The organism is Bradyrhizobium sp. (assembly GCF_049581145.1).
In the GTDB taxonomy this organism is placed as follows: domain Bacteria; phylum Pseudomonadota; class Alphaproteobacteria; order Rhizobiales; family Xanthobacteraceae; genus Bradyrhizobium.
On record NZ_JBAURI010001189.1, the window covers coordinates 1 to 9,710 of the forward strand.

The following is a 9,710-nucleotide window of genomic DNA, read 5'->3' on the forward strand; positions in this document are numbered from 1 at the left end:
ATGTCTCCGAGCGTAACTTCCAGATCGAGCGGCTCGGGCAGTGGACCAAGGGCAAGTCGCACGACACCTTTGGGCCGCTCGGTCCCTGGCTCGTGACCAAGGACGAAATCCCGGACGTGCAGAAACTGTCGATGTGGCTCGACGTCAACGGCCAGCGCCGCCAGACCGGCACGACCGCGACCATGATTTTCTCGATCGCCAAATGCATCTCCTACGTCTCGCAGTTCATGACGCTGCTGCCCGGCGACATCCTGACTACCGGAACGCCCCCCGGCGTCGGCACCGGCATGAAGCCGCCGCAATATCTCAACGCAGGCGACGTCGTCACGCTCGGCATCGAGCGGCTCGGCGAGCAGCGTCAGGAAATCATCGCGGCGTGAGCGGCACGATATCGAAACAATCCGCCGTCATGCCCGGGCATAGCCGTCCGAAGGACGGCGTCGCTCCGCTCGCCTATGTCCCGGGCATCCACGTCTTCGGTCTCGCGGCGAGAAAGACGTGGATGGCCGGGTCAATCCCGGCCTTGACCAAGAGAGAGATCCAGGGAACCGTTTAGCATGAAACTCACCTTCTCCCCCGCCTCGCCCTTCGCGCGCAAGGTGCGCATTGCCGCCATCGAACTCGGCCTGATCGACAGGATCGAGCTGATGCCGGTGACGGTGGCCCCGGCCACGCGTGATGACGAATATTCCAAGATCACGCCGTTGAAGAAGCTGCCGGTGCTGATCCTCGACGACGGCGACGTCATGGTCGATTCCTATGTGATCGTCGAATATCTCGATGAACTCGCCGGCGGCGGCAAGCTGGTCCCGGCCACAGGCCCGCTGCGCTGGAAGATCAAGCGCGATCACTCGCTGCTGCAGGGCATGCTCGACGCCATGCTGCTGTGCCGCTACGAAAACATGGTGCGGCCGCAGGAATTGCGCTGGAAGGCCTGGTCCGACGATCACTGGAACAGGGCTTGGCTGGGCATGGCGCGCTTCGAGCAGGAGGCCGAGGCGATGACGGGCCGTCCGCTCGACATTGCGCAGATCGCGCTCGTCTGCGTGCTCGGCTATGCCGACTTCCGCTTTGCCGACTGCGGCTGGCGTCAGGCCTATCCGAAACTCAATGCATTCCATGACAGGATGCTGGAGCGGCCGTCGGTGAAGATCTCGTTGCCGCCCAAGGCGTAGTTTGCGGGAGAGCAATCCGTGAGTTTGAGATTTAGCGCCGGCGACATCACCATCCATCGCATCATCGAGCAGGAGACCACGTTCCTGCCCGCGTTCGACATGCTGCCCGGCCTGACCGAGGATATGCTCGCGGAAAACCGGGCCTGGATGAAACAGGCCAACGCGATCGACGACAGCGATACGCTGATCCTGTGCTTCCAGTCCTACATCGTGACAACGCCGCACCACACCATTCTGATCGATAGCTGCATCGGCAACGACAAGCCGCGGCCCAATCGCCCGAAATGGAACATGAAGACCGACGACACCTATCTGCGCGCGCTGAACGCTGCCGGCTTTTCCGTCGGCGACATCGATGTCGTGATGTGCACGCATCTGCATGTCGACCATGTCGGCTGGAACACCAGGCTCGACAACGGCCGCTGGGTGCCGACCTTCCCGAAGGCGCGCTACGTGTTTGGCAAACACGAGTTCGACTACTGGGCCGAGCAGAACGCCAAGACGGAAGTGCCGCCCTATCTCGACAGCGTGCTGCCGATCGTCGAGGCCGACAGGGCCGACATCGTCCGTGACGACTTCGCGATCGGCGACCACGCCCGCATCCTGCCGACGCCGGGCCACACACCGGGGCACGTTGCCTTTGTGCTCGGTCGCGGCAAGGATGACGCCGTATTCAGCGGCGACCTCATGCACACGCCGCTGCAGACGCGCTATCCGGACTTGTCGCCGAAATTCGACATCGATCCGAAGCAGGCAGCTACGACGCGGCGCCGCTTCCTGGAACGCTATTGCGACACCGATACGCTGTGCTGCACCGCGCATTTCCCCTCGCCGTCCACCGGCAAGATCCGTCGTAAGGGCAACGGCTTTTCCTGCGAGGCGATATAGCGCCATCGGGGCGAAGCTTCACACGCCCCGCGTGCAGCACCATCTCGCCCCGCCGCAGCGAGCACCGATTTCTCCACCAACGCCCCGCTGCTGCGCGGAGGGAGGGGGAAGAGCGGGCTGGGGCTGCGGGGCAAGCATACGGCTCAATCGAACAGGCTCGGGGTGTGGTTGACGGCCGCGCCCTCGATCGCGAGCATCTTCAGCTTGGTCTCGACGCCGCCGCGCGCGGAAAAGCCGCCTGGCTTGTTGCCCGCCGCGAGCACGCGATGGCAGGGCACCACGATCGGACAGGGATTGCGGCCGAGCGCCTGGCCGACGTCGCGCGACAATTCGACACCACCGAGCTGTCTGGCGATATCGCCATAGGTCACGGTCTTGCCCGGCGGAATGCTGCGCGCAATGTCGTAGACGCCGCGGTTGAACGCCGGCACGCCGTCAAGATCGAGCGCGATGTCCGACAGATCGTTCGGCTGCCCGGAAAGCAGCTCGACGATGCCGTCAATCGCGTACTGCACCGCAGCGGGAGGTGATGCTTCCACGAGTTCGCCAGAACTGTCGTCATTGACCCCGCCATGACGCTGGCGGATGCGGGCGAGCGTCTTCTCGCGGCTGCCCATCGGCAGTTGCACGCCGTTGATGCCGCGCGGCCCCCATTCGATGCCGCAGATGCCGATTGCGGTGTCAAACAGGGCGAAATACTGGACTGTCATGGCCGGCTCCATTGTTTGATCACCCCATATGTTGCCTCAGGGCGGGAATCTAGGCTTGGAAATTGTTGCGATCCACCCGGATTCCGGGAATCTTGCACAGCTGTTCCATGCTGTACCTTCTTGCGAGTAGCGAGCCTCCATGCAGACCCTTCGCGTCAACGGATACGACATGGCCTATCTCGAGACGGGCGCCGGTCCGCCGCTGGTCTGCGTGCACGGCTCCTTGTGCGACTTTCGCAACTGGGGCGGCGTGCTCGGCCCCTTGAGCACGAAACATCGCGTCATCGCAGTGTCGTTGCGGCATTTCTTCCCGGAGCATTGGGACGGCACGGGCGACAGCTATTCGATCGCCCAGCACGTCGACGACATGATCGCCTTCATCGAACAGATCGACGCCAAGCCGGTCGATCTGATGGGACATTCCCGCGGCGGCCACATCGGCTTCCGCCTCGCGCAGCGGCGGCCGGATCTGCTGCGCAGGCTGATCCTGGCCGAACCCGGCGGCGAGCTCGACGGTTCGCTCGACCCTGATCATCAGCCCGGTCCCTCGCCACTCGCGGCGCGGTTTGCGACCGCGGCGGAAAAGATCGCAGCTGGCGATATCGACGGCGGCCTCGCCTTCTTCATGGATGCGCTGGAAGGCCCCGGCGCCTGGAAGCGGATGCCGGCGATGCCGAAGCAGTTGCTGCGCGACAACGCCATGACGTTGCTCGGCCAGGTCCGGGACAATCGTCCGCCGTTTTCGAGAACCGACGCCGAAGCGATCCGGACACCGACGCTGTTCATCGGCGGCGCCAACACCAAGGGCGGCCTGCCAAAAGTCCTGCACGCGCTGGCAAGGCACGTGGCGGGGTCGAAAACCCAGATGATCCGGGGCGCCACCCACCCGATGTTCGAGCAGGCGCCACAAAAATTTTGCGAAATCGTCCTCAATTTCCTGGCGGATTGATCATGCAGACCCTGCACGTCAATGGCTACGACATGGCCTATCTCGATGTCGGCCGAGGCTCGCCGTTGGTCTGCGTGCACGGCACGCTCGGCGATTTCCGCACCTGGTACGCGGTGCTGGGGCCGCTCTCGAGGCAACACCGCGTGATCGCGGTCAGCCTGCGGCACTTCTTTCCCGAGCATTGGGATGGCCTCGGCGACGACTACAAGATGGCACAGCATGTCGCCGACGTGATCGCCTTCATCGCCCAGATCGAGCCGAAACCGGTTGACCTGATGGGCCACTCCCGCGGCGGGCATATCGCGTTCCGCGTCGCGCAAGCCCGGCCCGATCTGTTGCGCAAGCTGGTGCTGGCCGAGCCCGGCGGCGAACTCGACGCGACGCTCGATCCCGCACCGCCGGCCCTGGCCGAGCCCGGCGCGCGGATTTCGGCGTCGGCTGAAAAAGTCGGGGATGGCGACATCGACGGCGGCTTGCGGATCTTTTTCGACGGCATCGACGGCGAAGGCTCCTGGACAAGGGCGGGCGCCGCGGCGAAACAGCAACTGCGCGACAACGCGCGGACGCTGATCGGCCAGGTCCACGAGAACCGCAAACCATATTCCAAGGCCGATGCGCAATCGATTCTGACGCCGACGCTGTTCGTTGGCGGCGCCGACACCAAGGGACATCTCCCCGGCATCACGCGCGCGCTCGCGCCCGAGGTTGCGGGAGCGCAAACCGCGGTCATCGCAGGTAGCCGCCACTGGATGTTCGAGCAGGCGCCGCAGGAATTTTGCGAGATCGTGCTGAACTTCCTGGCCAGCTGAGCCGGCTTCCCAGTTACGGCCGTAACGAATTATTCCAGCGGCGAAACACGCCGGCAACGCGCGCGCCGTAGCCTTCGTCTCGCGGCTCTCTCGATCATTCACGTTCGGCATCGAGTCGCGCCGGATGGTCGAGAGCGGCAGACCTTTGTGAGACGACGTATTTTCCCGTTCGAGAAGCGGCCACGCTCGCGAGTTAGTTGCGGGCCTGTTCGATCGGTCACCGCCTTGCCGCGCCGATCCACGCGGCACGGGTCGACCGCCGATGCGCTGTTTTCCGAGCGGGGCTTGAAAGGAAAGAAAATGAAGCGGGTTCTCTCGTTATGTTACGGGCTTGTTGCTTATCTGATATTTTTCGGGACGTTCCTCTACGCGATCGGTTTCGTCGACGGCATCATCGTGCCGAAGACGATTGACGTGGGGGCCGCCCGTCCCATTCTCGAAGCGATCGTGATCGATATCGTGTTGCTATCGATCTTTGCCATGCAGCACAGCGTGATGGCCCGACAACCGTTCAAGCGATGGTGGACGACGATCGTGCCCACGCCTCTCGAGCGAAGCACCTATGTGCTGTTGGCAAGCCTGGCCCTGATCCTCGTCTTCTGGCAGTGGCGTCCAATCCCGCTGGTGATCTGGCGGGCGCAGGAGCCGGCCGCGGCGTCATCTCTGCTTGGACTATCCTTCGTCGGCTGGTTCCTCGTCCTGGTCAGCAGCTTTCTCATCAATCACTTCGAGCTGTTCGGCGTTCAGCAGGTGCTGAACCATCTCTTGGGACGCAGCTCCGCCGCGCCGCACTTCAAGTCGCCCTTGCTCTATAAACTCGTCCGACATCCGATCTACCTCGGCTTCATCGTCGCATTCTGGGCGACGCCGCTCATGACCGCCGGACATCTGCTCTTTGCAGCCGTGACGACGGCCTACATTTTCGTTGGCATCCTCCTCGAAGAGCAGGATCTCGTCGCCCACTATGGCGATCAGTATCGGCAATACCGAAGGACGGTCGGCATGCTGATCCCGGTGCTGCGGCGATCGGAATAACCCGACCGCTGCGCCTCAAACTTGCGCTGTCGCGCTTGACCGGTCGGACGCGAAACGCTACCGATGGAATACGGAATTCCGTATTCCATCCGGAACACCTGCATGAACCCGCTGGACCCGTCCCCGAATTTGACCGCGCAGGTCTATGCGCGGATTCTCGAGGCGATCACCGACTGCACGCTGGTGCCGGGGCAGCGCATCACCCAGAACGAACTTGCAGACCGGCTCGGCGTCTCGCGCCAGCCGGTGTCCAATGCCCTGCACCAGCTCCACCGGCAGGGGCTGCTCGCCGAGAGCGGCCGCCGCGGTTTCGAGGTCACGCAACTCGACCCCGAGCGTATCCGTCAGCTCTATGAAGTTCGCGGCGCGCTCGACGCGCTGGCGGCGCGGCTTGCCGCGCAGCGGGCAACGCTCGATGCAACCGGGCGGGCGCAGCTCGAACGGGCTCTGACGGCCGGGCGCAGCGTCAGCAGCAAGACGCCATTGGTGCGGCTGATCGCATTCGACGTCGATTTCCATCGCGCGATCTATGCCTTGACCGGCAATCCCTCGATCGAGGAGACTATCGCGCCGCAATGGCCGCATATGCGCCGCTCGATGGCAGCCGTGCTCGCCGAGCTCGACTATCGCGACCGTGCTTGGAGCGAGCACGAAGCCATTGCCGGACACATTCTCTCTGGCAATGCGACAGCCGCCGAGAGCGCGGCGCTGGCGCATGCGCTTCATGCGGGCCAGCAGACCGAGCAGAGATTGCGGGCCAGCGACCGCGCGGCGTGACAGCCGGCGCTCCAGGTCAAACCAAAGATTTCAAACCAGAAGAAAGCATAAGGAACCGAGGAGGAAACCATGAGACTGACCCCGGAGCAGATCGAAACCTTCAACCGCGAGGGCTGGCTGTTCCTGCCCGAACTGTTCAGCCCCGAGGAAACCGCCTTTCTGGCGCGCGAGGCGGAGCACATCTACGACGCCGACCGCCCGGAGGTCTGGCGCGAGAAGAGCGGCGCGCCGCGCACGGCGTTTGCCGCGCATCTCTACAACGACGCCTTCGGCGTGCTCGCCGCGCATCCGCGCATGATCGAGCCGATCGAGCAGATCTTTGGCGAAAAGCTCTACATGCATCAGTTCAAGATCAACGCCAAAGCCGCCTTCACCGGCGACGTCTGGCAATGGCACCAGGATTACGGCACCTGGAAGCGCGACGACGGCATGCCCGAGCCGCGCGCGATGAACATCGCGATCTTCCTCGACGAGGTGATGCCGATCAACGGACCCCTGATGCTGGTGCCGAAGAGCCAGACCGCCGGCGATCTCAAGGCCTCGCACGATCTCAAGACGACATCCTATCCGCTCTGGACGCTGGACGAGGAGACGGTGACGCGGCTGGTGAAACAGGGCGGCATCGTCGCGCCGACCGGCAAGGCCGGCGGCATGCTGCTGTTCCACGGCAATCTGGTGCATGGCTCGGCCGGCAACATCACGCCCTATCCGCGCAAGATCGTCTATCTGACGCTGAACGCGGTCTCCAACTATATCCGCACGCCGACACGGCCGGACTACATCGCGCACCGCGACTTCACGCCGATCGCGACCGTGGACGACGACGCGTTGCTGCAGCTGGCGCGAGCGCATCGACAGGCGGCGGAATGAACCTCTTTCATCTCCTGCAAGCCCGCCGCGCGGCCGGCGGCCCAGTTCGGGTGGCGCTGATCGGCGCCGGCAAATTCGGCTCGATGTTCCTGGCCCAGGTGCCGCACGTGCCGGGGCTCGAGGTCCCCGTCATCGTCGATCTCGATCCGCAGCGCGCGAAAGATGCCTGCAAGACGGTCGGCTGGGACGAGGCGCGGATCGCGGCGACCAAATTCACCGCCGATGCCGCGAAGGCCACAGCCGGCGATATCGAGGTGATCGTGGAGGCGACGGGCAACCCGGCCGTCGGCATCCGGCATGCCCGCGCCGCGATCGGAGCCGGCAAGCACATCGTGATGGTCAATGTCGAGGCCGACGTGCTGGCAGGTCCGCTGCTCGCCGACGAAGCGCGCAAGGCAGGCGTGGTCTATTCGCTCGCCTATGGCGACCAGCCGGCGCTCACCGCCGAGATGGTCGACTGGGCGCGCGCCACCGGCTTCCGCGTCGTCGCCGCCGGCAAGGGCACGAAATATCTGCCGGCCTATCACGACGTGACGCCCGAGGGCGTCTGGCAGCATTACGGCCTGACCGCAAGCGAAGCGCAATCGGCCGGCATGAACCCGCAGATGTTCAACTCGTTTCTCGACGGCACCAAATCGGCGATCGAGATGGCGGCGATTGCCAATGCCACCGGGCTCGATGTTCCCGGCGATGGACTGTTGTTTCCGCCCTGCGGCGTCGATGACCTGCCGCATGTGATGCGGCCGCGCGACAAGGGGGGCGTGCTGGAAAAATCAGGGGTGGTCGAGGTGGTGTCGTCGCTGGAGCGTGACGGAAGGGGCGTGTTTCGCGACCTGCGCTGGGGCGTTTATGTCGTGCTGGAGGCGCCGAACGATTATGCCGCCGACTGCTTTCGGCAATATGGCTTGAAGACCGACACGAGCGGCCGCTATGCGGCGATGTACAAGCCATATCACCTGATCGGGCTTGAATTGAACATCTCGATTCTGTCGGCAGCGCTGCGCAAGGAGCCCACCGGACAGCCGAAAAGCTTTCGCGGCGACGCGGTCGCCGTCGCCAAGCGCGATCTGCGCGCCGGCGAAATGCTCGACGGCGAAGGCGGCTATACGGTGTGGGGCAGATTGATGCCGGCCACGGCCAGCCTGCAGGCCGGCGCACTGCCGATCGGGCTCGCGCATCGCCTCAAGCTGAAGAACGACATCGCCCATGGCGCGGTGCTGCGCTGGAACGACGTCGCATTCGACGCCGATGACGATACGGTCAAGACACGCAAGGCGATGGAGACGGCGTTCGGCGGGGCACAATGAGAGGGACCGCCCCGTTCAGCGGAGACCGGTCAATGTTAATCGAGAGTCAAATAAACCTCGCAGCCGCGATCGGTCCTGAGATCCGTCACCAGGTCTGCGAACTTGAAGAGATATTTTTGAACATCGGTTGCCGCCGACGTCACATTGGCGATCCTGATCCGGAACGGCAGGCGCACCTCCGAGATGTCATCGCCGCTGATACTTTCTTCGAGAGCGTCCAGATTTCGCCCATGCCACCCCGGCGCGCCCAGCGCCGGCAGCAGCGCATCGTAGAAGTCATCCCGGTCCCGCCATGCCGAGGCGTCAAGCACGATCTCTTTCATTCTGTCTCCGGCGGACAATGCCTCAACTCCGATCACCCCTGCTGGTCAAACTAGCAGACGCCAGGGGATCGCGTGAACAAAACGGGTTTGGGCGCAAGGGCCGCACGGTGGCCGGCGGATCGTACGACGGCACGCCCACAATGAAAAAAAGCCCCGGAAACCGGGGCTTTTAGTGCCTCATCTGCGATGAGGCGAAAGGCCGCTTTACTGCTCGTCGACGCCGAGCGCCTCGTTCAGCTTGTCGTAATATTTGACGACGAGATCGATGTTGCCCTTGTTCTCGATCTGCGGCTCCGGCGCCTTGAGCGCGGCGTTGAGGTCGGCGAGCGCCTGCTTCTTGTCGTTGGCCGACATTTTCTTGTCGGCTTCGACCTGCGCGATCTGGCCCTTGAGCACAGCTTCCGAGCCGACATATTTCTTGCTGGCGGGATCAATACCGCCGAGGATCAGGCTGATATTGTCGAGCACGTTGTTGTAGTCATCATAGCTGGCGAAACCGTTCTTTTTCACGATCGCCTCGAGCTGGGCCATCACCTTGGGATCCGGCTGAACGTTGTCGGGGAGCTTGTCGGTGATCGGATTCATCTCCTTCTGCGCGGCGAGCACACCATCGATCTGCTTGTCGGTGAGTGGAATTTGCTTCATCGCCGGCGGCTGCCCGGCCTGGGCCGGCGCGGCGTCCTGCTTGGCCTGCGCCAGCGCGGCTCCAGTGGAGAGGGCGGCAACGGAGACCGAGAGGCAGGCAATGCTCAACGCGGTCAGGACGGGACGAACGAACACACGCATAGGAAATCTCCTTGGGGGATGGGCCGGTCAGAGTTTACAGGCGGAACTGCGTACGAATTTTGAAATGAACGGGTCCTGAAC

12 protein-coding genes are annotated in these 9,710 nt (G+C 63.6%); 9 read left to right on the forward strand and 3 right to left on the reverse strand.

Translation table 11 applies throughout. The annotated features are described in order from the left end of the window. The 3 genes from WCB02_RS37790 to WCB02_RS37800 form a co-directional block, all read left to right on the forward strand. Window positions 1–380 (forward strand): fumarylacetoacetate hydrolase family protein (locus WCB02_RS37790; protein ID WP_423967099.1); only part of this gene is annotated, 380 nt, incomplete at its 5' end. A gap of 177 nt (window positions 381–557) precedes the next feature. Then, complete coding sequence (locus WCB02_RS37795; protein WP_423967101.1) at window positions 558–1,175, forward strand: glutathione S-transferase family protein; 618 nt, start codon at window positions 558–560, stop codon at window positions 1,173–1,175. Window positions 1,176–1,193: 18 nt separating this feature from the next. Next, window positions 1,194–2,063: an MBL fold metallo-hydrolase gene (locus tag WCB02_RS37800; RefSeq protein ID WP_423967103.1), complete on the forward strand. Its 870-nt coding sequence runs from the start codon at window positions 1,194–1,196 to the stop codon at window positions 2,061–2,063. Window positions 2,064–2,206: 143 nt separating this feature from the next. Here the strand turns inward: WCB02_RS37800 and WCB02_RS37805 are convergent, their stop codons facing one another. After that, window positions 2,207–2,773, reverse strand: a complete 567-nt coding sequence (locus tag WCB02_RS37805) for a methylated-DNA--[protein]-cysteine S-methyltransferase (protein WP_423967105.1) — start codon at window positions 2,771–2,773, stop codon at window positions 2,207–2,209. A 139-nt stretch (window positions 2,774–2,912) separates the two neighbouring features. On the opposite strand from WCB02_RS37805, the gene WCB02_RS37810 reads away from it, so the two are divergent. The 6 genes from WCB02_RS37810 (at window position 2,913) to WCB02_RS37835 (ending at window position 8,520) form a co-directional block, all read left to right on the forward strand. Further along, window positions 2,913–3,722: an alpha/beta fold hydrolase gene (locus WCB02_RS37810; RefSeq protein WP_423967108.1), complete on the forward strand. Its 810-nt coding sequence runs from the start codon at window positions 2,913–2,915 to the stop codon at window positions 3,720–3,722. 2 nt (window positions 3,723–3,724) lie between these two features. Next, window positions 3,725–4,531 (forward strand): alpha/beta fold hydrolase, encoded by an 807-nt coding sequence (locus WCB02_RS37815; RefSeq protein ID WP_423967111.1) that lies wholly within the window; start codon window positions 3,725–3,727, stop codon window positions 4,529–4,531. Between the two features lie 300 nt (window positions 4,532–4,831). Continuing rightward, a complete protein-coding gene (gene mddA, locus WCB02_RS37820; RefSeq protein WP_423967113.1) occupies window positions 4,832–5,566 on the forward strand; it encodes a methanethiol S-methyltransferase in 735 nt (244 codons plus the stop codon). Between the two features lie 102 nt (window positions 5,567–5,668). Then, on the forward strand, window positions 5,669–6,343 hold the full coding sequence (locus WCB02_RS37825; RefSeq protein ID WP_423967115.1) for a GntR family transcriptional regulator: 675 nt from the start codon (window positions 5,669–5,671) through the stop codon (window positions 6,341–6,343). 69 nt (window positions 6,344–6,412) lie between these two features. Beyond that, window positions 6,413–7,213, forward strand: coding sequence for a phytanoyl-CoA dioxygenase family protein (locus WCB02_RS37830; protein WP_423967117.1), 801 nt, complete (start codon window positions 6,413–6,415; stop codon window positions 7,211–7,213). Next, on the forward strand, window positions 7,210–8,520 hold the full coding sequence (locus WCB02_RS37835; RefSeq protein WP_423967119.1) for an NAD(P)H-dependent oxidoreductase: 1,311 nt from the start codon (window positions 7,210–7,212) through the stop codon (window positions 8,518–8,520). The genes WCB02_RS37830 and WCB02_RS37835 overlap by 4 nt, the downstream gene beginning before the upstream one ends. A gap of 35 nt (window positions 8,521–8,555) precedes the next feature. On the opposite strand, the gene WCB02_RS37840 is transcribed toward WCB02_RS37835, so the two are convergent. Both WCB02_RS37840 and WCB02_RS37845 read right to left on the reverse strand, forming a co-directional pair. Beyond that, window positions 8,556–8,843, reverse strand: a complete 288-nt coding sequence (locus WCB02_RS37840; RefSeq protein WP_423967122.1) for a barstar family protein — start codon at window positions 8,841–8,843, stop codon at window positions 8,556–8,558. Window positions 8,844–9,047: 204 nt separating this feature from the next. Beyond that, a complete protein-coding gene (locus tag WCB02_RS37845; protein ID WP_423967124.1) occupies window positions 9,048–9,629 on the reverse strand; it encodes a hypothetical protein in 582 nt (193 codons plus the stop codon). Window positions 9,630–9,710: the final 81 nt, after the last annotated feature.